21 protein-coding genes and 4 pseudogenes are annotated in these 24,343 nt (G+C 67.6%); 13 read left to right on the top strand and 12 right to left on the bottom strand.

Translation table 11 applies throughout. From position 1 onward, the window contains the following. The first annotated feature begins 78 nt into the window (after nucleotides 1–78). The 9 genes from SACMADRAFT_RS26220 to SACMADRAFT_RS26180 all read left to right on the top strand — a co-directional run bounded on the left by SACMADRAFT_RS26220 (nucleotide 79) and on the right by SACMADRAFT_RS26180 (nucleotide 10,560). Complete coding sequence (locus tag SACMADRAFT_RS26220; protein ID WP_009156871.1) at nucleotides 79–1,245, top strand: acyl-CoA dehydrogenase family protein; 1,167 nt, start codon at nucleotides 79–81, stop codon at nucleotides 1,243–1,245. Further along, the gene (locus tag SACMADRAFT_RS26215) at nucleotides 1,242–2,303 is read left to right on the top strand and encodes an acyl-CoA dehydrogenase family protein (RefSeq protein ID WP_009156870.1); all 1,062 of its coding nucleotides are present in this window, start codon (nucleotides 1,242–1,244) and stop codon (nucleotides 2,301–2,303) included. Before SACMADRAFT_RS26220 ends, SACMADRAFT_RS26215 begins: the two co-directional genes overlap by 4 nt. Then, a complete protein-coding gene (locus SACMADRAFT_RS26210) occupies nucleotides 2,296–3,096 on the top strand; it encodes an enoyl-CoA hydratase/isomerase family protein (RefSeq protein ID WP_009156869.1) in 801 nt (266 codons plus the stop codon). Before SACMADRAFT_RS26215 ends, SACMADRAFT_RS26210 begins: the two co-directional genes overlap by 8 nt. Nucleotides 3,097–3,110: 14 nt before the next feature. After that, complete coding sequence (locus SACMADRAFT_RS26205) at nucleotides 3,111–4,424, top strand: bifunctional 3,4-dihydroxy-2-butanone-4-phosphate synthase/GTP cyclohydrolase II (RefSeq protein ID WP_009156868.1); 1,314 nt, start codon at nucleotides 3,111–3,113, stop codon at nucleotides 4,422–4,424. After that, a complete protein-coding gene (locus tag SACMADRAFT_RS26200) occupies nucleotides 4,421–4,939 on the top strand; it encodes a flavin reductase family protein (protein ID WP_009156867.1) in 519 nt (172 codons plus the stop codon). The genes SACMADRAFT_RS26205 and SACMADRAFT_RS26200 overlap by 4 nt, the downstream gene beginning before the upstream one ends. Nucleotides 4,940–4,991: 52 nt before the next feature. Then, a complete protein-coding gene (locus SACMADRAFT_RS26195) occupies nucleotides 4,992–6,626 on the top strand; it encodes a long-chain fatty acid--CoA ligase (RefSeq protein WP_157617320.1) in 1,635 nt (544 codons plus the stop codon). Between the two features lie 38 nt (nucleotides 6,627–6,664). Next, on the top strand, nucleotides 6,665–7,447 hold the full coding sequence (locus SACMADRAFT_RS26190; RefSeq protein WP_009156865.1) for an N-acyl homoserine lactonase family protein: 783 nt from the start codon (nucleotides 6,665–6,667) through the stop codon (nucleotides 7,445–7,447). Nucleotides 7,448–7,957: 510 nt separating this feature from the next. Beyond that, entirely contained in the window at nucleotides 7,958–9,082 is a 1,125-nt protein-coding gene (locus SACMADRAFT_RS26185; protein WP_198285907.1) for a zinc-binding dehydrogenase, read from the top strand. A 38-nt stretch (nucleotides 9,083–9,120) separates the two neighbouring features. Beyond that, nucleotides 9,121–10,560, top strand: a complete 1,440-nt coding sequence (locus tag SACMADRAFT_RS26180) for an aldehyde dehydrogenase family protein (protein ID WP_009156863.1) — start codon at nucleotides 9,121–9,123, stop codon at nucleotides 10,558–10,560. A 106-nt stretch (nucleotides 10,561–10,666) separates the two neighbouring features. Here the strand turns inward: SACMADRAFT_RS26180 and SACMADRAFT_RS31505 are convergent, their stop codons facing one another. The 5 genes from SACMADRAFT_RS31505 to SACMADRAFT_RS31100 all read right to left on the bottom strand — a co-directional run bounded on the left by SACMADRAFT_RS31505 (nucleotide 10,667) and on the right by SACMADRAFT_RS31100 (nucleotide 12,830). Next, the gene (locus SACMADRAFT_RS31505) at nucleotides 10,667–11,146 is read right to left on the bottom strand and encodes a flavin reductase (RefSeq protein ID WP_083841002.1); all 480 of its coding nucleotides are present in this window, start codon (nucleotides 11,144–11,146) and stop codon (nucleotides 10,667–10,669) included. Next, complete coding sequence (locus SACMADRAFT_RS31500; RefSeq protein ID WP_198285906.1) at nucleotides 11,143–11,442, bottom strand: GTP cyclohydrolase II; 300 nt, start codon at nucleotides 11,440–11,442, stop codon at nucleotides 11,143–11,145. Before SACMADRAFT_RS31500 ends, SACMADRAFT_RS31505 begins: the two co-directional genes overlap by 4 nt. Nucleotides 11,443–11,579: 137 nt before the next feature. After that, nucleotides 11,580–11,798, bottom strand: coding sequence for an MBL fold metallo-hydrolase (locus tag SACMADRAFT_RS31235; protein ID WP_269726576.1), 219 nt, complete (start codon nucleotides 11,796–11,798; stop codon nucleotides 11,580–11,582). 8 nt (nucleotides 11,799–11,806) lie between these two features. Continuing rightward, nucleotides 11,807–12,253 carry an MBL fold metallo-hydrolase gene (locus SACMADRAFT_RS26175; protein WP_269726575.1) on the bottom strand — a complete coding sequence of 149 codons (447 nt, stop codon included), beginning with the start codon at nucleotides 12,251–12,253 and terminating at the stop codon, nucleotides 11,807–11,809. Then, complete coding sequence (locus SACMADRAFT_RS31100) at nucleotides 12,171–12,830, bottom strand: hypothetical protein (protein WP_232285485.1); 660 nt, start codon at nucleotides 12,828–12,830, stop codon at nucleotides 12,171–12,173. The genes SACMADRAFT_RS26175 and SACMADRAFT_RS31100 overlap by 83 nt, the downstream gene beginning before the upstream one ends. On the opposite strand from SACMADRAFT_RS31100, the pseudogene SACMADRAFT_RS31495 reads away from it, so the two are divergent. The 3 genes and pseudogenes from SACMADRAFT_RS31495 to SACMADRAFT_RS29475 all read left to right on the top strand — a co-directional run bounded on the left by SACMADRAFT_RS31495 (nucleotide 12,807) and on the right by SACMADRAFT_RS29475 (nucleotide 15,262). Next, nucleotides 12,807–13,681, top strand: a pseudogene (locus tag SACMADRAFT_RS31495) (enoyl-CoA hydratase-related protein). The gene SACMADRAFT_RS31100 and the pseudogene SACMADRAFT_RS31495 overlap by 24 nt on opposite strands. Nucleotides 13,682–13,686: 5 nt before the next feature. Beyond that, entirely contained in the window at nucleotides 13,687–14,247 is a 561-nt protein-coding gene (locus SACMADRAFT_RS26165) for an enoyl-CoA hydratase/isomerase family protein (RefSeq protein WP_009156862.1), read from the top strand. 109 nt (nucleotides 14,248–14,356) lie between these two features. Beyond that, nucleotides 14,357–15,262, top strand: a pseudogene (locus SACMADRAFT_RS29475) (IS5 family transposase). A gap of 27 nt (nucleotides 15,263–15,289) precedes the next feature. Here the strand turns inward: SACMADRAFT_RS29475 and SACMADRAFT_RS26150 are convergent. Then, a complete protein-coding gene (locus SACMADRAFT_RS26150) occupies nucleotides 15,290–15,589 on the bottom strand; it encodes a transposase (protein ID WP_408640364.1) in 300 nt (99 codons plus the stop codon). Nucleotides 15,590–15,764: 175 nt separating this feature from the next. On the opposite strand from SACMADRAFT_RS26150, the pseudogene SACMADRAFT_RS30195 reads away from it, so the two are divergent. Further along, nucleotides 15,765–16,133: pseudogene (locus tag SACMADRAFT_RS30195) on the top strand (helix-turn-helix domain-containing protein); the annotation flags it as partial. 105 nt (nucleotides 16,134–16,238) lie between these two features. On the opposite strand, the pseudogene SACMADRAFT_RS30190 reads toward SACMADRAFT_RS30195, so the two are convergent. The 6 genes and pseudogenes from SACMADRAFT_RS30190 to SACMADRAFT_RS26125 form a co-directional block, all read right to left on the bottom strand. Further along, nucleotides 16,239–16,709, bottom strand: a pseudogene (locus SACMADRAFT_RS30190) (methyltransferase domain-containing protein); the annotation flags it as partial. 84 nt (nucleotides 16,710–16,793) lie between these two features. Further along, nucleotides 16,794–17,954, bottom strand: coding sequence for a hypothetical protein (locus SACMADRAFT_RS26140; protein ID WP_050998279.1), 1,161 nt, complete (start codon nucleotides 17,952–17,954; stop codon nucleotides 16,794–16,796). Then, on the bottom strand, nucleotides 17,951–19,213 hold the full coding sequence (fxlM, locus tag SACMADRAFT_RS28750; protein WP_009156859.1) for a methyltransferase, FxLD system: 1,263 nt from the start codon (nucleotides 19,211–19,213) through the stop codon (nucleotides 17,951–17,953). The genes SACMADRAFT_RS26140 and fxlM overlap by 4 nt, the downstream gene beginning before the upstream one ends. Then, nucleotides 19,210–20,061 (bottom strand): thiopeptide-type bacteriocin biosynthesis protein, encoded by an 852-nt coding sequence (locus SACMADRAFT_RS28745; RefSeq protein ID WP_009156858.1) that lies wholly within the window; start codon nucleotides 20,059–20,061, stop codon nucleotides 19,210–19,212. Before SACMADRAFT_RS28745 ends, fxlM begins: the two co-directional genes overlap by 4 nt. 27 nt (nucleotides 20,062–20,088) lie before the next feature. Continuing rightward, nucleotides 20,089–21,336, bottom strand: coding sequence for a lanthionine synthetase C family protein (locus tag SACMADRAFT_RS26130; RefSeq protein ID WP_009156857.1), 1,248 nt, complete (start codon nucleotides 21,334–21,336; stop codon nucleotides 20,089–20,091). Beyond that, nucleotides 21,333–24,290, bottom strand: a complete 2,958-nt coding sequence (locus SACMADRAFT_RS26125) for a lantibiotic dehydratase (protein ID WP_040925920.1) — start codon at nucleotides 24,288–24,290, stop codon at nucleotides 21,333–21,335. Before SACMADRAFT_RS26125 ends, SACMADRAFT_RS26130 begins: the two co-directional genes overlap by 4 nt. Nucleotides 24,291–24,343 lie beyond the last annotated feature (53 nt).

The following is a 24,343-nucleotide window of genomic DNA, read 5'->3' as shown; positions in this document are numbered from 1 at the left end:
CGTGGCCGCCGCAGCCGGACCATTCCTCTCGCCGATCGGCTGCGGCGGCGGATCCCTCTGTCAGAACTGGAGACACTGATGAGTAGCCGTGTTCTACCGATAGATGTGATGCGGGTTTCGCCGGACCTGGAACCGCTCCGGTCCGAGGTACGTGCGTTTCTCGATTCCGAGATCCGGCGAGGTGCGTTCACCCCCCAATGTGATTCCTGGTTGACCGGCTGGGATGAGCCGTTCTCGCGGCGGCTGGCTGAGCAGGGGTGGGTTGGCATGACCATTCCGCGCCGGTACGGCGGCCAGGGACGGACGGTGCTGGATCGGCAAGTGGTACTTGAAGAGCTCCTCGCCGCGGGGGCCCCGGTGGCGGCGCACTGGATCGCTGACCGCCAGACCGCCCCCTCGCTGTTGCGCTACGGCAGCGAACAGCAGCGGGCGGAGTTCCTGCCTGAGATCGCGGCGGGACGCTGCTACTTCGCCATCGGCATGAGCGAACCGGACAGCGGCTCCGACTTGGCTTCCGTGCGGACACGAGCGGTCAGAGTGGCTGGCGGTTGGCGGCTGACCGGGACGAAGGTGTGGACCAGCGGAGCACATCGGGCGCAGTGGTTCTTCGTGCTCGCCAGAAGCGCACCGGATTCCGGAGAGCGGCACGCCGGGCTGAGCCAGTTCATCGTGAACCTGCGTGCCGAGGGTGTCACCGTACGGCCGATCCGGCTGCTCACCGGTGAGCACGAGTTCAACGAGGTACGGCTGGACGGAGTGTTCGTCCCGGATCGGTATGTGCTGGGTGAGATCGGCAGCGGTTGGGGCCAGGTCACCTCTGAGCTGGGTTATGAACGCAGCGGACCGGAACGCCTGCTCACCACCTTCCCCCTGCTGGCCGCGCTCGTCTCCGAGGTACGCCGACGCGCGGACCGAGACCCGGCGGCGGTCGTCGAGATCGGCGCGCTCACGTCCCGCCTGCTCACCCTGCGGCAGTTGTCGTTGTCTGTCGCAGGAGTGCTCGCGGCGGGCAAACCCGCCGACGTGGCCGCCGCGCTGGTCAAGGATCTGGGCACCCGGTTCGAACAGGAGGTGGCCGAGCGGGCGCGGATACTCGCCGACGAGATGCTGGATCCGGACGCGGCGCCGGGCACGTTCACCGGCCACCTTGTTCGCGGTCTGCTTCATTCCCCCGGATACACCCTGCGCGGTGGCACCAACGAGGTGCTGCGCGGGGTCGTCGCCAAGGCGTTGGAGCGCGCATGAACGAGGAGTTGCACGCGATCGCGGCGACCGCGGCTCAGATCTGCTCGGAGTGGACGCCGGAGGCCGCGGCCCGGTACTCAGGCGGGTGGGCTGACGAGGTATGGGACTCCTTGACAAAGGCGGAGTTCACCGTGCTGCCGGTGCCCGAGTCCTCTGGTGGGGCCGGGGCGGGGCTGGCCGAGGCCGCGGTCGTGGTGCACGAGATCGGACGCGCCGCGGTGCCGGTGCCATTGGCGGAGACGGCGCTGCTGGCAGGGTGGCTACTGGCCGCGGCCAGCCGGACGGTTCCGACCGGTCCGCTGACCGCGTCGGCGCCCACGGACATGACGGTCGACCGATGCCCTGGGGGGTACCGGTTGACGGGGAAACTGTCCAGGGTTCCCTACGGCCACCTGGCCGAGCGGGTCGCGGTGCTGCTTGACCGTGCCGAGCCGCTGGTGGCGGTCCTGGACTCGCCGAGGGAAGCGTGGGAACGTGGCCGTAACCTGGCCGGAGAGCCCCGGGATACTTTGCTGCTGCAGGACACTTTCGTGCCGGGCGAGGACGTCACCGAAGTGGACGCCACGATTTCCGGCAGGGCATTTCGGGTTCGCGGTGCGCTTGGCCGGGCACTGTTGCTCAGCGGGGCCATGGAAGCCGCACTCGATTCGACGATCACCTACGCCGGGCAGCGGGAGCAGTTCGGCCGCCCGATTTCCCGGTTCCAGGCCGTCAGCCATCACCTCGCGGCGATGGCCGGGGAGGCGGCGGCCAGCACCACGGTCGCGATGTCGGCCGCCACAGCTGGTCAGCAACCGGACTGGATCCTCACGGCAGCGGCCAAGGCGCAGGCCGGTCGTGCCGCGGGCGTGGTGGCGCGACTGGCCCATCAGGTACACGGCGCGCTTGGCTTCACCGACGAGCATCCGTTGCGGCTGATCACCACCCGCTTGTGGTCATGGCGCGACGAGTTCGGCAATGAGCGGTTCTGGGAGCGGGAACTCGGCGCGGCTGCCTGCGCCGCACCAGATCTGTGGACGCTTGTGACCGACCCGGCGGAGGTGCGCGCAAATGGCTGACCTGGAGTACTCCCGGGCTGACGCGGTCGCCACCATTATGCTCAACCGCCCCGAGCGGAAGAACGCCTTCACCCTTCAGATGGTGCGTCACTGGGCGGACGCGCTGCACGAGGCGGCCAAGGACGATCAGGTGCGGGCGGTCGTGGTGCGCGGTGCAGGCGGCGCGTTCTGCTCCGGTATCGACCTCGACGAGTTGACCTCCGTGGATCCGGCGCCGCTGTCGCGTCGGCGGATGCTCACCGACGAGGTACACCGGGTGGCACGCGCCCTGGAGGCCCTGGACAAACCGGTGATCGCGGCGGTACAGGGGACCGCGGTGGGCGCCGGTCTGGACATGGCGCTGATGTGCGACATCCGTCTGGTCGGCGAGTCGGCCCGGTTGAGCGAAGGCTACATTCACGCGGGCCTCATCCCAGGCGATGGTGGCTGCCTGTGGCTTCCCCGGCTGGTCGGCGTTGCCCGCGCACTCGAACTCCTGCTCACCGGCGACGTGGTAGACGGCCCGAGGGCGGAGCGAATCGGACTCGCCAACCACTGCTACCCCGACGGCGAATTGCTCACCCGCACCTACGAGCTCGCCGCCCGCCTCGCGGCACTGCCCCCGGTGGCGGTCGGCTTCATCAAGCGTGCGACATACGAGTCGTTGCACCTGGACGCGCGAACGCACTTGAACATGATCGCCTCACACATGGCCGTCGTGCAATCCACGGAGGACTCGGCCGCGACGTTGGCGGCGCTGCGCGCCAAGCGGAAAAAAGGTGTCAAACGATCCGAGCCCAAACTCCCAGAGTGAAACGGTGTCGACGAATGCGACAGATGCAATGTCACGAGCGGTCCGCGCGGCCGATCCAGGTGTCCGGCTCCCAGAACACCGACGAGACCGACACGGCGGTGCGCGCGGCGGTGGCCGCCTTCGCCCGGGGCGAGTTCGTCGTCGTGATCGACGATGAGGATCGCGAGAACGAGGGTGATCTGATCATCGCGGCGGAAACCGTCACCAGTGCACAGATAGCCTTCCTGGTGCGCCACACGAGCGGCCTCGCCTGTGTGGCCATGGACGGGCAACGGCTGGACCAACTCCGCCTGGAACCGATGGTGGCCATGGGCGACGATCCCCGCGGCACCGCGTTCACCGTCTCGGTGGATCTGCGCGAGGGCACCACCACCGGCATTTCCGCCGCAGACCGAGCGGCGACCATCCGGGCACTGAGCGACCCGGCGGCCGGTCCGCACGACTTCACCCGGCCCGGCCATGTTTTCCCGCTTCGCGCTCGGCCCGGCGGCGTGCTCAAACGGGCTGGGCACACCGAGGCCGCAGTAGACTTGGCGCGGCTGGCCGGGAAGCGACCCGCCAGCGTGCTCGCTGAGATCGTCAACGACGACGGCACGGTGTCCCGCAGGCCACAGCTGGCCGCCTTCGCCCGACGTCACGGGCTCACCGTGCTCACCATCGCGGATCTGATCCGCTACCGTCAGCGCACCGAGCGCCTCGTCGAACGCACATCGCAGGCACCGTTGCCGACACCCTACGGCACCTTCGACGCGTTCTGCTACACCTCCCTGCTCGACGGCACCGAGCACCTCGCCCTCGTGGCGGGGGACGGCGCGAACCGCGACGAGGTCCTCGTCCGCGTGCACTCCGAGTGCCTCACTGGCGACGTCCTGGGTTCGGCGCGTTGCGACTGCGGGGAGCAACTACGCCAGGCGTTGCGCGAAATCGCCGAGGCAGGCAGCGGCGTCCTGGTGTACCTGCGAGGTCAGGAAGGCCGCGGCATCGGGCTCGGGCACAAGCTCCGTGCCTACACCCTGCAGGACCAGGGATTGGACACCGTCGACGCGAACCTGGCCCTTGGCCTGCCGGTGGACAGCCGCGAGTACGGTGTGGGCGCTCAGATCCTGGCCGACCTCGGCGTCCACTCGATTCGCCTGATGACCAACAACCCGGCCAAATACTCGGGGCTTTCGGGCTACGACATCACGATCGCATCGCGCGTACCGCTCATCGTCACGGCCGGTGAGCACAACGCCGCCTATCTGATGACCAAACGAGACCGGCTGGGACACCGGCTGGATCCGGTCGGCGGCACGCCGACAACCGCCCGGGAGCAGTCGCAGCCATGACCGAGACCACCGCACGCAGCCAACAGGGCCCTCCGGCGCATGAGACGTTCGCGGCGCAGTTTCGCGAGGCGATGTCCCGGTTCCCCAGCGGAGTCACCATCGTGACCACGACCGACCACTGCGGAGCGAGGTGGGGATTCACCGCGAGCGCCTTCTGCTCCGTATCCGCGGAACCGCCGCTGGTGCTGGCCTGTCTGGCCGTCTCCGCCGACAGCTACCGTGCCTTCCGCACCTCAAGCAAGTGGGTGGTCAACATCCTCGGCGAAGAGCATGCTCCCCTGGCGAACCGGTTTGCCACCAAGGGAGCGGACAAGTTCGCCGGTGGCGAATTCGACACGGACGCCGACGGTCTGCCGGTGTTGCCAGAGGCGGTGGCGTCCCTGGTGTGCCGGACGCAGGCCCGCCAGCCGGCCGGTGATCACGTGATCCTCATCGGCGAAGCGGTCAACGTGCGGCTGCGCGATCAAAACCCCCTTGTCTACTACGCCCGGGACTTCGCCCGGCTTTCCGCCTGACAGCGAGGCGGAAAGCCGGTACACCCGGCACCGAATTCGAAGGGAGAGCAGCGTGGACAGTCTCATGATGGACCGGCCGCTGCAACTGAAGACGCTGTTGTGGCGCGCGGAACGGCTCTTCGGGCACAAACAGATCATCACGCGGCACGACGACGGCTACCGCCGCTATACCTACGCCGAATTCGGGAAGCGAGTTCGGCGGCTGGCTGACGCGCTGAACCGGCTCGGCGTACGCACCGGTGACCGGGTGGGCACGTTGGGCTGGAACACCGACCAGCACTACGAAGCCTACTTCGCGGTGCCCTGCATGGGCGCGGTGCTGCACACCATCAACATCCGGCTATCCCCGGACCAGATCGGGTACGTCATCGAACACGCCGGGGACAGCGTGCTCCTGGTCAGTCCTGAACAGCTGCCGATGCTGGAACAGATCCGCGACCGGCTCACCAATGTGAAAGCAGTGGTCGTGTTCGGGGATGGCCAGCCGCCGACGACCGCGCTGGGACCGGTCTACGGGTACGAGGAGTTGCTCGCCGACGCCGACGAGGAGATCGAGTTCCCCGATGTTGACGAGGACAGCCCAGCCGGAATGTGCTACACGTCGGGCACCACGGGGGAACCCAAGGGCGTGGTGTACAGCCACCGCAGCACCGTGCTGCACGCCCTGATCCTGTGCCTGCAGGGATCGATCGGCGTCGCCGAGCGGGAGACCTATCTCCTGGTGACGCCGATGTCCCACGTCAACTCGTGGGGCATGCCGTACGCCTGCGCCCTGCAAGGAGCATCGCTGGCGTTGCCGGGAACGCAGCCACGACCGCACCACTACCTGGAGATCATCGAGCACGCCCGAGTCAGTGTCTGCGTCGCCGCGGTGACGGTCGGCATGCTCATGCGCCAGGAACTCGAATCCGGACGGCAATCCTACGTTCTCGACTCGCTGCACACCTTGTGGCTGGGCGGCCAGGCGCCCCCGATCGGCGAGATACGGTGGTGGCAGCAAGCACACGGTGTGCACGTGTGCCAGGGCTGGGGCATGACCGAGGCGTCGCCGCTGCTCACCTTCACCACCCTCACCAGCCAGTTCACCGACCTCGACGACGAGGGGAAGTTCCGCCTGCTCGGCACCCAAGGCCAGCCGATGCCGCTCGTGGAGATCAAGCTGGTCGACGACCACGGCGAAGAGCTGCCCTGGGATGGCAAACACGCCGGTGAGATCCTCGCGCGCTCCCCCTGGGTGGCCCGCGCCTACTACCACGACACACGTTCCCAGGACAGCTTCGCTGGTGGCTGGTTCCACACCGGCGACGTCGGCGTCATCGACCAGAACGGCTACCTGTGGCTGGTCGATCGCGTCAAAGACCTGATCAAAAGCGGTGGCGAATGGATCTCGTCAGTCGATTTGGAGAACGCACTCATGGGGCATCCGGAAGTCCGGGAAGCCGCGGTGGTAGCCGCACCGGATCCGGTCTGGCTGGAGCGACCGATTGCCATCGTCGCCACCAACTCGCCGGTGGCGTCCGACGATCTCACCGAATTCCTCCGTGAGAAGTTCCCCAAGTTCTGGTTGCCGGACCGCTTCGTGTTCGTCGACGAGGTACCCAAGACCGGAGTCGGAAAATTCAACAAGAAGCTGCTCCGTCAACAAATTGCCGCCGGAAACAACCACAGCACGGACAAGACCCCCTGACGCGAAACCAAGTCAAGACGACACCAAGGAGAAACGACATGAACACGGGAACAGCCAACCGGATGTGGGCTTTGCCGGGGGCGGAATTCACACTCGACACCGGCATCATGATCGTCAACGGGCAGGGACAGGTCACCATTCCGGTACCGTCCTTTCTCATCGAACACGACCGGGGGCTGGTCCTGTTCGACACCGGCATCGCGTTCGAGGCGGCCGAGGACCCGCACGCCGTCTACGGCGACCTCGCGGACCTGGTCGGACTCGCCTACGGCCCGGAGGACCGTGTGGACCGGAAACTCGAGGCGCTTGGCTACAAGCCCTCGGCCATCGATCACGTGATCGTCTCGCACGCGCATTTCGACCATGCCGGCGGCATCCGGCTCTTCCCCGACGCTCAGCTGTACATCGGTGAAGGCGACCTGCCCTACTCGTACTGGCCCTTGCCCGCAGCCAAACCCTTCTTCCGGACCGCGGATTTCGACACGACGCGTGACTGGAAATGGAACCAGCTCTCGACGGATCATGACCTGTTCGGCGACGGCAGCATCGTCATCCACCGCATGCCAGGTCACACCCCCGGCAACACCAGCGTGCTGGTGCGGCTGCCCAACCAGACGTTCCTGCTCACCGGTGACACCGTCCACCTCCGCCAGGCCCTCACCGAAGACCTTCCGATGCCGTCGGACTACAACACCTTGCAGGCGGTCCGCTCGATCCGTCGCCTCAAGCAGCTCGCGAGGGCGCACGATGCCACGGTGTGGATCTCCCACGATCCCGAGGACTGGGCGACGCTCAAGCACGCACCCGCTTGCTACGACTGACACCATGGCTGTTCTCGTCGAATACTCGTGCACGTCGTGCCGTGCACGACACGAAGCATGGGTGGAACACCCAATCCCCGCGGCCACCAGCTGCGTGCGGTGCGCGCGCCCGGCACGCCGCCGGTTCGGAGGTGCGCTGTTGCGCGGTACACCCTCAACCGACGTCGCCCGGCATCCTGGCGGCACAAACTGCCAGCACGGACCAAGCATCCCCGGTGCGTGCACGCTCCTCCCGACAGCGGCACGCTCACTGGCCGCACGCGCTCGCGGGGACAATCGAGCTCTGGAAGCGGAGATCGCCCACCAGGAAGCCGCCATCGCCGCAGGAACGCTCGACCCCACCGCGACGCCGGTCACGCCGTACCACGGCCACCAGCCGCCGCCGACTGCCGCTCCCAGAAACGACTCCTCACCAGGACCCGGCGTGTAGCGAAACGGAACCCTTGCGACTCACCGCAGGACCGCGCCGCCAGTAGGCCTGTCGCCTGTTCCGCAGGCACAGCAACAGGCGTGGCGAGAAAGGAAGAATACATGTTCGAGGGCCGGATCGCGCAATTCAACGCACCCGAGCAGCCATTTGAGCTGCGGCGCGTCGCGCTACCGTCGATTGGACCGGACGAAGTGCTGGTGAAGGTACACCGAGCCAACATCTGCGGCTCAGACCTGCACGCCTGGCACGGTTCGTTCGTCACCCGCGGGCTCGGCGGGACGCTACCAACCGTGCTCGGCCACGAGATGGTCGGTTCGGTGGCCGCAACCGGCGAACGAGTCACCGAGGACTCCAACGGCGCGCCGGTGCAGACGGGCACACGGGTGGTGTTCCCCTACTTCTTTCCCTGCCACCGGTGTCGGAGCTGCCTGGCGGGACGGCGCGTGTCCTGTCAGAAGCTGACGATGGCCATGCTCGGCGACGCCAGCAGACCACCCTACTTCGTTGGTGGCTACGGTGACTACTTTCTGCTCCCCGCCGGCGCGGTGCTCTACACCGTGCCGGACACGCTGCCTGACGAAGTGGTGTCGGGGGTCAACTGTGCGCTGTCGCAGATGATCTACGGACTGGAGCGAGCCGACCTGAGCTTCGGCGAACGCGTCATCATACAGGGGGCTGGCGGGCTCGGGCTGTTCGCGACGGCGATTGCCCGTGCCCGCGGGGCCGCGCAGGTCATCGTGGTCGACGCGGTCCCCGAGCGGTTGGAACTGGCCCGCGCATTCGGAGCTGACGAGGTGATCAGCCTCGCTGATCATCCCGATCCGGCGGATCGTATCCGGCGGGCGCGCAAGTTGACCGACGGCGGCGCGGACGTGGTGGTAGAGGTGGCCGGCACCCCGGCCGTGGTGCCGGAAGGCCTGAAGATGCTCGCCCAGAGCGGCCGCTACCTGGAAGTCGGCAACATCAACATGGGACAAACCTACGCAGCCGACCCATCCCGACTGGTCACCGCGAACAAGAGCATCATCGGCGTCTCGCTGTACGAACCCACAGCGCTGAGCCAAGCGCTCTCCTTTCTCGCGGCCAACCAGCACCGGCTCCCGCTGGACCAGTTCACCACCACGACGTTTCCTCTGGAAGACATCAACGCGGCGTTCGCCGCGGCGGACAGCCGCAAGGTCGTGCGCGCCAGCATCGTGATGTGAGACCACCACAACGACCACCGACCGGGAAGGCCGCAGCATTGGACCAGCACGACAGAACACAGCACTACATCGGCGGGCAATGGGTGCAACCCAGCGGGACAGACCGCATCGCCGTGGTCAACCCGGCCACCGAGCAGATCATCGGACACGTGCCGACCGGAACCGTCGACGACGTCGACCGTGCGGTGACAGCGGCGCGGAACGCGTTCGATCCCGGTGTGTCCATGGCCGAGCGCCGAGACCGGGTGGCCCGGCTGGTCGCGGCTCTGGAGCCCCGACTGCCGGACATCGCCACCACCATCGGACAGGAGATCGGCGCGCCACTGAAGGTGCAGCGCGGTGTGCAGACCGCCGTGCCCATGGCGATCGCCAGCAGCTATCGGGGCCTGCTCGAGGAAACGAACTTCGAAGAGCAGGTCGGCAACTCATTGGTGATCCGGGAGCCCTACGGGGTGGTCGGGGCCATCACACCGTGGAACTACCCGCTGTATCAGGTGGTCGCGAAAGTGCTGCCGGCTGTCGCGGCGGGATGCACCGTCGTCCTCAAGCCAAGCGAGGTGGCGCCCCTGTCGGTGTACCAGTTCATGGAGGCGGCACACGAGGCCGGCCTACCGCCGGGAGTCCTGAACCTGGTGACGGGATACGGACCAGAGGTCGGCGAGGCGGTAGCCGGTCATCCCGGAGTCGACCTCGTCTCCTTCACCGGTTCGACGGCGACCGGCAGGCGCGTCGCCTCGATCGCCGCGGACACCATCAAGAAGGTATGCCTCGAACTCGGCGGAAAGTCCGCCAACATCATCCTCGACGACGCCGACCTCGACACCGCCGTCAAAGTCGGCGTGGGCAACGCATTCCTCAACTCCGGCCAGACCTGCGCGGCATGGACCCGGATGCTCGTGCCCGAATCACGCTACGACGAGGCGCTCCTGCTCGCACGCCAGGCCGCGCAACGCTACACCGTCGGTGACCCGTTCGACCCAGCGACCAGACTCGGCCCGCTGGCCTCACAGACCCAGCAAGCACGCGTCCGCGGGTACATCGAACGTGCCGTCGCGGACGGAGCCCGACTCGTCACCGGCGGCCCCGAGCCCGTACTTGAGCGCGGCTACTTCATCGCCCCCACCGTGCTCGCCGACGTGCACAGCGACTCCGAACTAGCACAACAGGAAGTCTTCGGACCAGTACTGGCCGTCATGAGCTACCGCGATGACGGCGAGGCAGTCCGGATCGCCAACGACACGATGTACGGGCTCTCCGGCGCCATCTGGTCGGCGGACCACCGGCGCGCGATCGCCCTCGCCCGCCGGATACAGACCGGACAGCTCGACATCAACGGCGCCCCCTACAACCCACGCGCACCATTCGGTGGCTACAAGAAGTCCGGCATCGGCCGCGAACTCGGTCCCGCCGGCCTCAAGGAATACCTCCAGACAAAATCAGTCCAGCTGCCGGACTCGGTCATCAGCCAGCAAGAGTAGTAGGGAAATCTCAGGTTTCTGGCGCAGCCCAAAATAGACATTCCAGAGTTTGTCTCACCGTGGCCATGAAGGCAGGCCGCAGTGTCTGCGCCGAGTACCGTGCGCGTCACGAGCTGCCGTCGCTTCCTCGTGTCACACTGGGGCGTCGAAAATCTCCTCCGCGCGTAGACGACTGGTGTCTCGGGCCGAGTGAGCGTGTTGGATGGATGCGGCCGACCAGGATCGTATGGTCGCCGCCCCGGGTAACGCGCCTCGACCCGCACTCAACCGTCGCCACCGCATTCTGAAGGCGGGGCGTTCCAAGTACGCCCTCCTTTCGTCGCAACCGAACGGCGAAGCCGGTATGGCGCGGGCCTAGGATGCTGACGGCGAACCGGTGGGTGCGCCCGAAGGCGGAGTGACAGTCGGCCGACCTGTCGAGGCATACCAGAACAAGCGGGGACTGACGGACGGGGCCCGCGAACGCGCTCGCGGTGAAACCCAGCGACGGCCGGCCGCGTCGACGGTGGTGACTATCGTGACCCGCTGGGGAACTGGCTCGTGGCTTCCCGGAACAGCCCTTCGTCCACAAGCAGACCGCACTCACTCATGTCGCTTCTCCGGCGGCGACGAGGGTGAGGCCGAGCAGGTCCCCATCTTTCCTGCTTCGTTCGCGGGTACCGAATGTTGTGCGACGTGTGCTCGCACACCACGGGCACCCCTTCGACGATCCCTATTCCATATCCCGCGCCCTGCGCATTTGGCAGGGTCGTTGGTGAGCCGCCACATCCGCTTGACGCGGAGATCCCGCAGGATCTGTGCCCCAATGCGGTACTCCCGGTTATCGGCAGGTTGCCCGATCGCCTGGTTCCCCTCCGCTGTGTCCAGCCCGTCGTGCTGCAAGGTGTAGGCCCGCAGCTTGTGGCCGTGCTGCGAGATCGGTCGCCCCCTTCCTGGGCGCTCAGCGCTACCGTACTGTCTGCCATGGTCGCTCCGTCTCCTTCAGGGCGCCGCTGGTCCCAAACCCGTCGGAGATGGGGCTACTCGTAGCAGGCGGGCGTGCTCGAACTCCGCACAGTCCTGTCATGACTGATCCACACCGTGGCGTCCGCGGTGTCGCGGCGCAACTGCAGTCGCCTGATCGACCGCAGCGACTCCTCCGTGCTGGCGTCATACGGCGTGGGAGCCACCGTCTCCAAAGCCTCACGCAGGTGGACGGTGTCCCCGGTGAGGACGAAGTTACGACCCGGAAGGCGCACCAGCAGGCTCAGCTCCCCGGGCGTGTGCCCCGGAGTGAAAAGGATGACCAGACTGCCGTCGCCGAGACGTCGACGTCACAGCGCGGTACCTCCCGCCACCGGGTGCCCCGCACCGCGTCCAGGTCCTCCCGCCGGAATAACGCCGCACCCGCGGGGTCCGGCCAATACGCGTACCGCATGTCACCTTCACAGACGAAGAACTCCGCATCGGGGAACAGGTGCAGCCCGCCCGTGTGGTCGAAGTGGGTATGCGAGGCGATCACGTATCTCACGTCCGAGCTTCGGTACCCGAGCGCCTCGAGCTGCCGGTCCACCGTCTGCTCGGGGGTGTACCGAAGGCCGAGGAACGCGGCCAGCTCGCCATACACGCCCTCAGGATCCTGGGCCGCAGCAGGAACCAGGCCCGTGTCGAAGAGTACCAGACCCTTCGGATGCTCGATCAGATACGCCGGCATCAGGATCGTGGTCTCTCACAAAGCGCCGACCATCAGAATCGACTTGTCGAGGGTGAACGTCGGCGAGTCCAATGCCCACAACCGCTTGGCCGTGGTGAATCCAGTCATTCCGAATACCTCCTCGCGATACGCTCGCGGTCACGCCACGGGAGTGCGAGGCTGGACGTCGAAGTCGAGAGGGCTCGTCCTTCACCGGATTGCCGCCACACTCACGGTGCAGCACCGGCATGATCTCCTCGGCAAAGTAGGACATCTGGTCCTCGACCTCCTGGCAAGCGAAGCCGCCGAGTTCGAACCACGCGTGGAACATGAAGCCGTCGTAGCCACACTCCTGCTTGACCTTCATGATCGTGTCGATCAGGTACAGCTTGGAGCCGTGAATCGCGGTCTCCTTCTGCCGCAGCAGGTCCGCAGTGACCTTCATGCTCAGGTCGTAAAACGGCTCGTCGGCCTCGGCGAGCACGGCCGCGAAACCGAAGGGCCCGTAGTAGTCCCACTGCAGCTCCATCGCCCGGCCCGCGCAGTCCATGTCGCCGAGGCCCTTGTCGACGACGTGGATATAGCGGCAGGTCACCACGCTGCGGCGCCTCTCCGCGTCCCAGCCGTACTTGAACCGCCCCCGGTCAAGACGGTCAGGCCAGCCCGCCTTCTCCGCGGCGTCCTTGTACAGCTCGATGTTCTCCTTCAGCCGGGAGAGAAGCTCAACGCGTTCACCCCCGAAACGCTCGTCGAGCTCACCGACGCGGTCGCCCGTGCCGCCGAGGACGGCCAGGTGGGCGTGATCGTGTTGACCGGCGCAGGAGAGCGAGCCTTCTCCGCCGGCGGTGACGTCGCCACCGAGAGCGCGCGGACGATCTCCGCCGCGGCAGGAGCCGACGCCTTCGACGAGAGGTGCGAACGGCTGTACCAGGCGTTGCGAGGTTGCCTGAAACCGGTGATCGCCCGGGTGGACGGATACGCGATCGGGGCGGACACCACATGGCGTACATGTGCGACTTCACGATCTCCTCGGACGGGTCAGTGTTCGGGCAGAACGGGCCGCGCGTGGCCAGCACGGCCGAGGGATGGATCGTCAGCCACCTCTGGTCCGTCGTCGGCATGAAACGGGCCAAGGAGATCTGGATGTTGTGTCGGCGCCACGACGCTCAGCAAGCTCTCCAGTGGAGCTTGGTCAACTCGGTCGTACCGGCGGATGAACTCGACACCGAGGTCCGGCGCTGGTGCGACGAACTGCTGGCGTTGAGCCCCACGGTACTGAAGCTGGTGAAGAAGTCGTTCGACGACTCCCTGGCACCGGTTCGCAAGGCGCAGGACCGGTTCAAGATCCTCGACCAGGTCAACCCCGGCTTCTGGACTTGGGGTGAGCAGACCGAGGGCGCATCGGCGTTCCTGGAGAAGCGCGCCCCCGGCTTCTCCCCGTGGCGGTGAGTACGATGGGAACGCCCACGGAGAACGGCTACGTTCGGGTCAAGGTCGAACGGGCGGTCGCGGTCCTGACTGTCGACCGGCCACCCGCCAACGCGCTCGACCGGCAACTCGTGGACCAGCTCAGCCGGGCGGCCACCTCACTTGTGCGGCGGGGAGACGTCGGTGCCGTCGTGATCACCAGCACCCGGTCCAGGTTCATCGCCGGCGCCGACATCAAGATGTTGCGCGGGCTCGATGACTCATTGTTTCCGAGGTTCGTCAGCGCGATCCAGCGCGGTTTCGACGACTTGCAACGGCTGCCGATGCCGAGGATCGCGGCGGTCAACGGTCCGGCCGTGGGTGGCGGGCTGGAGCTGGCCCTGGCCTGCGACCCGCGGTTCGTGGCCGAAGGGACCCGGCTGGGCCTGCCCGAGGTGCGGTTGAGGCTGCTTCTCGGGGCGGGCGGCACGCAGCGACTGGTAGAGGCCGTCGGTAAGGGCCCTACGCTGGAGTTGCTCTACACCGGTAGGGCGGTCACCCCCGAAGAGGGGTTGCGTCTCGGGCTAGGGCCTGTTTCAATGCGCTGAGCTGGGAGGTCTTTTGCTGCGGAGGGTTTGCGGCGTTTCGTTGGCCAAATAGGCGAGGTCTCCGGTAGATCGATCAACGACCAAGAAGATCGAGAACACCGGAGACCTCGTGGCCAGCGTAGCGGCGGCGGGGCGAGCCGACTTGACCGACGCGCAGTGGGCAGTACTGGAACCGTTGCTGCCGGTCGGTCAGAAGCCGGGTCGCCCACCGAAGTGGACCAAGCGTCAACTCATCGACGGGATTCGGTGGCGAGTACGTGTGGGCTCTCCCTGGCGCGATGTCCCACCGGTGTATGGGTCCTGGCAGAGTGTCTATGGGTTGTTCCGGCGCTGGCAGCGCGCTGGTGTGTGGGCGGTGATCCTGGCGGCATTGCAGAGCAGGGCCGACGCAGCCGGTGTGATCACGTGGGACGTGAGCGTGGATTCCACGATCAACCGAGCGCATCAGCATGCGGCGGGCGCGCGGGCCGAGAGCGAGGTGCAAAAGGAACCGCCGGGTGGGGTGGGCGCGCCCGAACCCGCTGACCACGCGTTGGGCCGGTCTTGAGGTGGATGGACCACCAAGCTGCATCTGACGACCGAACAGGGGCACAGACCGCTGTCGCTGCTGGTGACGGCGGGGCAGCGTGGGGACAGTCCGCAGTTCGAGGCGGTGCTGGCTGGCATCCAGGTCGCCCGAACCGGTGGTGGACGAGCCCGGACCCGACCAGATCGGGTGCTGGCGGATAAGGCCTACAGTTCCCGCGCCAACCGGGCCCACCTGCGCAGACGTGGGATCGCATGCACCATCCCCCAGCCTGCCGATCAGATCCGGCATCGCCGCAGGCGTGGACGCAACGGCGGTCGACCACCAGCCTTCGACCCGCACACCTACAAACAGCGACACGCGGTCGAATGCGGAATCAACCGCCTCAAACGTCACCGAGCCCTCGCCACCCGATACGACAAGCTCGCCGTCCGCTACGAAGCCACCATCCACATCGCCGCAATCAACGAGTGGCTACCTCGCTTATGAAACAGGCTCTAGGTCGTGTCCTGTAATTCATCGTAGCCAGAGGATGATGGCGGCGATGGTGAGTTCTGCCTGGTAGTAGGCGGCGCGTTTGGCGTAGCGGGTGGCTAGGTCGCGGAACTGTTTGAGCCGGTTGAAGCAGCGTTCGACGACGTTGCGCTGCTTGTACAACTCGGCATCGAAGGCGGGCGGGCGTCCGCCCCGTGAGCCGTGCGCGGCGCGGCGGGTCGAGGGGTGCGAATAGGCCTTGTCGGCGATGACCACCTCGGGACGGCGGCGCGGGCGACCAGGCCCGGTGCGAGCGACACGGATCCCGTCCAGCAGCGGCACCAATTGTGGATTGTCACCAGCCACCCCCGGGTGAGCACAACCCGCATGGGCAGCCCGCGTCCCTCGACCACGAGGTGGATCTTGGTGCTCAATCCGCCGCGGGAACTGTCGCCGGATCCTGAAAACTGACCCCCTGTGGTACTCCGAAAGTTGACCCCCTCCTAGATCTTGGAGGGTGCTGAAGTTGGAGGATTGGGCTGAGATCCGCCGCTTGTATCGGGCGGAGGGTGTGCCGATCAAGGAGATCGCGCGGCGGCTGGGGGTGGCGCGTAACACGGTGCGGGCGGCGCTGCGGTCGGACGGGCCGCCGAAGTACCAACGGGCGCGCCGTGGTTCGGTGGCCGACGCGTACGAGCCGCAGATTCGTGCGCTGTTGCGGGAGTGGCCGAGGATGCCGACGCCGGTGATCTCGCAGCGGATCGGCTGGCCGTACTCGGAAGGGCCGTTGAAGAAGCTGCTGGCACGCATCCGCCCGGAGTACGTGGGTATCGATCCGGTGGACCGGGTGACCTACCAGCCGGGCCTGCTGACCCAGTGCGATCTGACGGCCGTCGGTGTAGGTGAAGCTGACGCTGCGTCCCTGGCCCCGCCACCGCAGCGGCGCAACCAACCGCGCTTCGGGGGCAAGTTGCTTCCACCACGAGACGGGGATGTCCCACGGTGAAACGGTGGCGATCACGCGGTCGTACGGAGCGTGGGAGGGATACCCGAGCCCACCGTCTCCGGTGATCACGTGCACGTCGCCGTAACCGGTGGCAGCCAACGCTTGCGAGGCTTTCGCCGCCACGTCGGGGTCGATGTCGACGGTGGTCACCAGGTCAGCACGACCAGTCAACTGGGCGAGCAGGCTGGCGTTGTACCCGGTTCCCGCGCCGATCTCGAGGATGCGGTTGCCGGGTTGGACATCGAGCTGGTCGAGCATGGCCGCGACCAGCCATGGCGCCGACGCGCAGGACAGCGACCGACCATCCTCGAACCGATGGGTGACCACCGCCTGCCACGGGTCGTAGGCAACCGCCAAGTCGGCATCCGGCACGAACTCGTGGCGTGGCGTGTCACGCAGAACCCGCTCGACCGCGCCCTGTCGCGCGTGTCCCGCCTTTCGAATCCGCTCGACCATCTCCGCGCGCAGCGCGTCGGGCGACGTCGTGGTCTGCATCGCTCCCCTTCGTGTGCAACGGTTCTTCAGGTTCTTCAGTGCTGGTCAGTGGCCAACGCGCACCTGATTCTCCACACGTGGAGAACGGATCCCTCGCGGCGACATGGCTCCGGCCATGTTGCGCACCATGACTTCTTCGGCATCAGCAAGGGCCTGGATGAGATCTTCCTGCAGCGTGGCGGGAAGCATGCCGCTCCCGAGCGCGCAGGCGTCGACCAGTTCGGTCAGTTCGCGGGTTTGGTTGTGGGTGAGTAGGTCGCGGCAGCCCGTGTGGGCGAGTACGTCGCGGGCGGCGTATCCGTCCCGTGTAGTAGTTGTGTAGTCGATCAGATCGGCGGCGATCCGGTGCGCGTGTGACACGTCGACGGTGCCGAGCGCGTCGAAAAAGGACAGACCAAGCCGCGTTCGGAAGACCGCCAAACCGGGCACCGAGATAACGAAGTCGTGATACTGGGCCACAAGTGACGGCACGTCGACGACACCCGAAGCACCATGGCACTGGACAGTCAGGCACGCGGTTACGGCGTTTTCCCAGGGTTCTCCTGGTGTCGTGTCGGCCATCAGAGCAAGGGCGCTGTCGGTGTCGCCGGATACCGCGTGGGCGATGACCGCGACCTGGCGGCCGTCGAGCATCCGCCGGCCGATGCCGTGGTAGTCGTCCAGTCGGGCGCGTGCTTCCGCCCACCGCCCAGCGGCAGCGAGAGCGCGTGAGCCGGTGGCCAGTAGAACCGCCCACAACCAGCTGCGGATCTGCTGGTGTGTCTCGAACGAGTCGGTGAGGTTGGCCGGGATCTCGGTGCCGTCGATGTCGGCACCGGTGCGGGATGAGACCGCAGTGAACAGAGTGTCCATCAAGGCGAAGGCACGCTCGCCGTGGCCCTCGCGGGTGTAGAGGCGGGCGAGGTTGGTGATCGGTTCGAGGGCGAGGCGAGCTACCTGTGTGCCCAGGGGGCAGGCGCGCAGGTAGATGTTCACCTGCTGGTGGCACCACTGCCGGGCCAGGTCGGGAAGACCGCAGTCGGAAGCGACGAGCGCGGCCTGATTGTGCACTGCGGCTGCCTCGGTGAGGTCGCCGGTGCGGACGGCCTCACGAGCTCGGCCATACAGGTCGGCCACCCTCCTATGCAGCGGGACGCAGGCCGGGCGGCTGCGGGCGACGAGGGGGAAGCGGCGGGCGAACTGGCCGGTCGGGTCCATGCCGATCATTCCCAGGTGACGGTCATGGGCTTGGTCGGACGGTCCAAGACAACCCGACTGGCGGTCGCGTCCGGCTGGGGCGGAGCGTCCGGAATAGCGAAACGGACGGTAGCCGAGCGGAAGCCCCGGTCCCAGGTGGCGATCTCGGTGGCGACCTGCTTGGCCAGTTCCTGTCCGCCGATGCCGTGGCCGATGACGCCGGCCTCGTAGCGCCTGCCGCCGTCCGGGCCGGGCTCAGCCGGGCGGATGGTGAGGTAGGCAAGGCTGCCGTCGGCGGCGGTGGTGGCCATCGCTACCGAGGGGAACATGGGCCGTACGAGGCCGCTGTCCTTCGCGGCAGGGGCGACCTCCATGCGCATGAGGGGGTTGGGTAGGTGGCATGCCAACCACAGGTCCAGCCACTCGAAGGACTCCATCGGGACGAAGTGCACGCCAGTCCACACCTCGTGAGCGGGGGTGTCGAACACTCCGGCGAGTGCATCCGGGTCGGTGGCGTGGTTGTTGTCCTTGTGGGTCTGCAACGTCACGTCGCCGGGGGAGAGTCCGGTGCCGGTGAGGTCGAGGACGCGGCGGGCGTCGTCGCCGAGGCCCCGTAGGGGCATGAAGATCGCCATCTCGCTGCCCAGGCTGCTCCAGCCGTCCTGGTCGCGTTCGAAGACGATGCTGCGCGAGGCGCACCCGCGCAGGCGCACCGGGGCCACCAGACGTCCACCGGGGGCGAGCTGGTCGAGCCACGCGGCGGGAACCTCATGGGCGCCCACGGTGGCGATGATGCGGTCGAAGGGCGCGGTCTCCGGGTGGCCGAGCGCGCCGTCAGCGGCGACCGCCTCGACGTTGTCGTTACCGGCTGCGGCGAGATGCTCGCGAGCACTGGTAACGAGGTCCTCGTCTATGTCGACGGTGGTGACGTGCCCGCTCGGGCCGGTGAGGGTGGCCATCAGGGCGGCGTTGTAGCCGGTCGCCGCGCCGAGTTCGAGCAGCCTCTCGCCGGGCTGGATGCCGAGTTGTTCGAGCATCATGGCGACGATCTTGGGCTGCGATGCGGCGCTGATACGAGTGCCGTCGCCCTGGTACTTGGTGTAGACGGGCTCGTCGGCATACGCCTCGGCCAGCGCGACGTCGGGCAGGAACAGGTGGCGCGGCACCCGCCGGAACGCCGCCTCGATGGCATCGGTCCGAATCGTGCCGTCCTTGACGAGCCGGTCGGCGAGCTGGGCGCGCAGTTCGTCGGCGGAGTCGGTGGAGGCGTCGCTGACCGTGATTGTCATTGCGGGGCCCTAACAGTGTCGGAGGTGGTGGTCCCGGCTGGTGCCTGCCGGGTAGGCGTGCTGTGGAAGACGGCGTTGACGGCCAGCGCGGCGAGCGTGGCCTGGTCAGGTCCGGAAAGGCCTGCGCGGTTGGCGTGGAAGATGAAGTGGTGCGCCAAGACCGCGCGCAGACCTCGCTCGAGATGTCCGTTACGAGCGAGTTCGGCGAGTCGGCGGCCCGCCGCATCGAACGCCGCCCACCACGTCTCGGGAACCTGGTCGGGTGCCACGTCGACGAATCTGTGCGTGTTGGTGGTCATCAATCGCCGCACGGCCTGGCTCAACCGCTCGATGCGTTGGCAGTCGGTGTGGTCGTCGTGGACGGTGGGCCGGAGTGCGGCCACCTTGGCCCAGACGTCGCCCTGCTCGAACCAGTCCAACCCAGCGGCACGCAGCATCGCGCTGAACAACAGGACGGTGGTCTCCCGCTGGCCCAAGGCGGCTGGTGTCGTGACGCGAGCCAGACAGTGGCGGCTGTCGTGGTGAAACAGCGTGTGCGCGATGTCCATCCCGGCGGGACCACCGAAGGCGACGGTCTCGGGTTCGTAGATGCTACGGCTCCAGTCGGCGACCTTCCCGCCAGCTTCCAGCTCGGCCAGCAGCGTGTCGACCGCGGTCGTGTCGGGATTTACCGGCTGGTAACGCAGCCGCCAGGCTGGCGTCTTGCGCAGGTGCCACCACGTGTCGAGTTCGCCGTCCTGCTGCGCCTGGTCGAGGGCGGGCGCTAACACGGTCGCGACAGTGTGCTCAGCATCGGGCGGGTCGGCGAACTTGACCAGGTAGTGGTGCCAGCGGCTGTCCGGCGGCATCGGCTCAGGGTCTCCTTTCTGGTCGGTTCAGGTGATCAGTAGGCAGGTGTCCCAGTCCGTTGTGGGCTCGATCGCGGCGGTGAGGGCGGCCAAGCCGACCCCCGCGGTACCTTCCAGCACGCCGGGGCTGTCTGGTGCGGCGTTGGTGCGAGTGCGGCTGAGCAGGTCGTTGGTCATTGCGTTGAGCCGGGTCGCGGCGGGGCCTGTCGTGTCGGTGGCGGCGCGGGCGGTGATGCGGGCGAGTCCGGCGTAGCCGTGGCACAGCGAGGTGTCGCTGACCAGCCTATGCTGGGCCGGGTCGGTCAGTGCGCTGATCAGGGCATCTTCGGCGATCTGGCGGCGCATCTCGTCGCCCAGAGCCAGGGCGGCGAGGTGCAGGGCGCGTGCGATGCCCGCTGTTCCGTAGCACCAGCTCGGGCGGCGGTTGGCACCGCTGTGCCGCACGTGCGTAGGCATCGATCGCGCTTCGTCGCTGGTGATCATGTAGGGCCAGCGTTCCCCGCCGGGAGTGTCGCTGCTCCATAAGTCCAGCCACGCGCAGATCCTTTCGACCGCCTCGCGCTGCCCGTCCACGCTGATGCCTCGGCGCAGGGCCTGGGCCAACAGTGCCAGCGGGCCGCCGATGCCGTGCGCGAGGCCGAAGTTGCCGTGGCCGCCAGGAAACTCGTCGTCCACGCGGCCGGTGGGACCGGTCAGGGTCCACCATCCCGGCAGCGCCTCGCCCTCGATCATTACCGGTTGTGTGAGGCGCACCAAGGCGCCCAGCACAGCCCCCATAGCGGTGCTGCCGGGGTCGTGGTGCAGCAGGTACGCGCCGAGACCGGCGAGGCCCCGGATCGTGTCGAACTCGGCCAGCAACGGCAACACCCCGGCGTCCATGCGCGTGTGCGCGGTGTCGGCGCGGGCATGGGCATCCGCGGCGATCTGCCGTGCCAACGGCCCGAGGGCGGACCGGTACGTGCCGGGGCGGACCGCAGCGGCGCCCGCGAGGGCGCGGGCGACGGCTGGCGCGCCATAGAATCCGCCAGTACTCGCCCCTGCCGTGACCGGCTTGCCGACGGCGATGGCTAGCCACTCGTGGGCGCGGTCGAACGGCCGGATTCCGACCGCCGCCAGTTCGATGTGCAGCAGCGCTATGCCGGGTGCCCCGTGAGCCAGGGACTGGTGCCACCACGGCTGGTCGGTGGGCAAGTCGGCGGCGCCGGGCTGTGCGAGGCGGTCGGCGACCTCCGCCGCGAACTCGACCGCAGCGTCCGAGGCGAGACTGGCGTTCATCGCGGCCCTCCCGTGCGGGCCGCGAATGTCAGGGCCGCAGCCCGCGCCAGGTAGAGGGACACCGCTTTGTCCTCGGGCTCGACGCCGCTGGCCCGCAGGAAGTGGGTGTGCAGCAACGAACCCAAGGCGGCGTCCAGGTCGACGCCCTCGGCGTCGGCCCCGGACAAGCGCGCTCGGTAAGCCGCCAGAGTCTCGGCTCGCTCGGCCCACGTCGCAACGATCGCTGCCCCGCCCGGTGCACCACGCAGAGCGCGGAAGTTTTCGCAGGGGTCGGCCAAGCGCCGTGCCTCGGCGAACACCGGCCGAGGAACAACGGCAGGCGGCTTCGCCGGGACGTGGTCGATCAGCCACCGCATCCCCGCCTCGATCCCTCCGGTGAACGCGATGGCGATGGCGGCGAAGTTCGCCGCAACCAGGGCGTGGTGGTCAGCGCGCATGGGCTGGGCGAGCTGGGCAAGCACAGCCTGGGAGTCGGCGGTGAAGACCGCCTCGGCGGCGGCCAGCGCCGCGCCCGCACCCCAGCGGCCAGTCTCCGGGTAGGAGGTCGCGAAGGTCACTTCGCGCAGCAAGCCCAGACGACGGAGTCGCTCGGTCCAGGCGCTGACCCGACCGGCGGCCTCGCCGAACACGGCCGGTTCCGAACTGGGCAGCGCGATCCGCAGGCGCAGGTAGTGCTCTTCGCCTTCACGGAACCGCAGGAACCACCACTGCGGCTGGTCCTTGCCCCACTCCTTGAGCAGCGTGGGCAAATACTCGGTGAGCACGGTGTTCTGGCGTTGCCGGTTGCCGTAGAGCTTGGCGAACAGCAGCGGCGAGGCACCAGGCGACAGGCCATGCTCACCGGGCCGAACGATCCGCAGCGGTGTCGGGCGTGACGGTCGCACCGTGGCCTGCGGCTGGCGGGCGGCCAGCGGCACGACGACCTCGTGGGCACGGCCGTCGAACCATCCGGTGGCATCCTCGATGGGGCCTTCCTCCAGCACCGCATAGGGACTGGTGATCAGGTGCTCGCGCAGCAGCACTCGGTGAGCGTCCTCGGCGAGATCGAGAGGCAACCGCCAGTCCCCGTCGGCCAGGAGCACCGCCTGCGGGAGGCGACGGCAGGTACGCCAGTTGGCCAGCGCGGCGTCCCAAGCCTCCCAGTCGGCGGTCCGGTCGGGAAGCTCCGCAGCAGACAGCCGCCACCGTGCCGGGGACAGCACGACGCGGCCGGAACGGAGCCGGGGCAGGAACGGCAGGGTGGCCGCCGCGCCCCAGTCGAAGTCGGTGACCTCCGCGTCGTCAGCGCGAGTGAGTTCTACGAGGAAGCGAGCCAGCGGTGGGGTGTGCTTGCGCAGGTTGAGTGCATGCGTAGCCCACACGTCCACCCTCGCACCGAGGCTAGGAGCGGTCAGGTACAGCCGGTCACTGTCACAACTGACCGCCAAGTCCGCCGGCGTGAGCACTGTTCCTGCGTCGGTACCGCGATGCTCGGCGAGGCTGACGACTCTCGGCAGAACCCGGACGGTGCGGGCGACGTGCGCGGTGGCGGGGTCCAGCGGTGGAAACGACAACTGGGCCGATAGGGCTTCGTCCGGTCCCCGCGGGGCAAACAGCGGTTCAGTCAACGCCTGGCGGTCATGCTCGTCGAACAGGTACAGGAAGCGACCGGTGACGATGCTGGCGGACCGAGAGACCGAGGTAACCGCGAGCTGAAACTTCCCCTCCTGCAAGGCCAGCATGCTCGGGCAGTCCACGCGGGCACACAGCTCCAGATGCGAGGGCAGTCGCACCGAGTGCACCGGCACCTGCTCGAGCTCGGCGATCAAAGGCTCATCGAGGACAACTTCGTGGTGTCCGTCCAATGCTGCGGCTTGGGCGACCGCCAGTAGGTGCTCGTCCCGAGACCTCCGCTGCGGGCGGGCGGCGGTCTTGGTTGCACCGGGATAGCCGTCGGGCCAGCCGATACCGCTGTCCGCGACGACGTCCAACAGCGGAACCTGTGAACCGGCGCCGAACCGCTGGTAGAAGCGCCGGTGATAGTCCGCCCACGTTGTCGTACTCCTGGGGTGGGAACTCAGACGTGCCAACAGCCGTGCGGCACGTTCGGCTTCACAGGCAACCGCGTTGGGAAGCACCACGTCCAGGTCCAGCCGCAGGTCGACCGTGACGGGGTTTCGCCGCGACGCAGTCAGACAGCGCATGGCAGCAGCGGCGTCGGCGCGCAGGTTGCGCCGAGTCCCTGCGCTGCCGTGCCGATGCTGCCGCAACTGGCCGTAAATGTCGTTCAGCGTCGCGCGCTGCTCGGCCGCGACCTCGCCGACCGCCGCCAGCGCGCGCACCAGGTGCCCCAGAGCATCGGGCTCAGTGCTCGGCGCGTGAAGGTTGGTGACAAGCGCACGGCGTGTGACCAGCGTGGTGAGCAGGTCGGTCACCGTGCCTGCTGCGGCGTGTGGAAAGTCGGTCTGCACTTTCGTGCGCAGGTCACCGAAGCGGATCGGGTCTCGCGCCGCGCACACGGCCGTGCGTACTGGGCCGGTGTATCGGAGTTCGACTTCGACAGCGCCGGTGCCCCGGTTGTCGGTGGCCGGCTGGTAGGGCACAACAAGACGCTCGCCTCGCACCATCAACGTGGTGTTGGCGACGACGAGCAACCGCTCCAGGACCGCGGGCTGCCCTTCCAGGTGGCTGATGACCTCGGCCAGCCATCCGGCGTCAGCCCCAGCAACTGCCTGGTGATCATCACCCGAACGCTGGGATGGAACCGAGGCGAACCGTGCGGCGGAGACCCCGGCAAACAGGCCGTTAGGAGTCGGACGGCCGGTCAACCGCACCAAGTAGCGCACCACTGACAATGTCGCGCGTCGTAGGTCTCGCTCGCTGCCAACCCCTGCGCCACACAGGCTGTGGACGCGCTCAGCAAGCACTGGGCTCGCGAGACTGATGGCATCGCGGACCGCGCCGACTCTCCACACCTGACGGAGCCAATCAACCCATTCAGTAGCAGTCCCGGCCCCGCTCGCCGTCA

The organism is Saccharomonospora marina XMU15, from assembly GCF_000244955.1.
Taxonomy (GTDB): Bacteria; Actinomycetota; Actinomycetes; order Mycobacteriales; family Pseudonocardiaceae; genus Saccharomonospora_A; species Saccharomonospora_A marina.
This window is presented reverse-complemented; position numbering and strand designations above follow the sequence as displayed.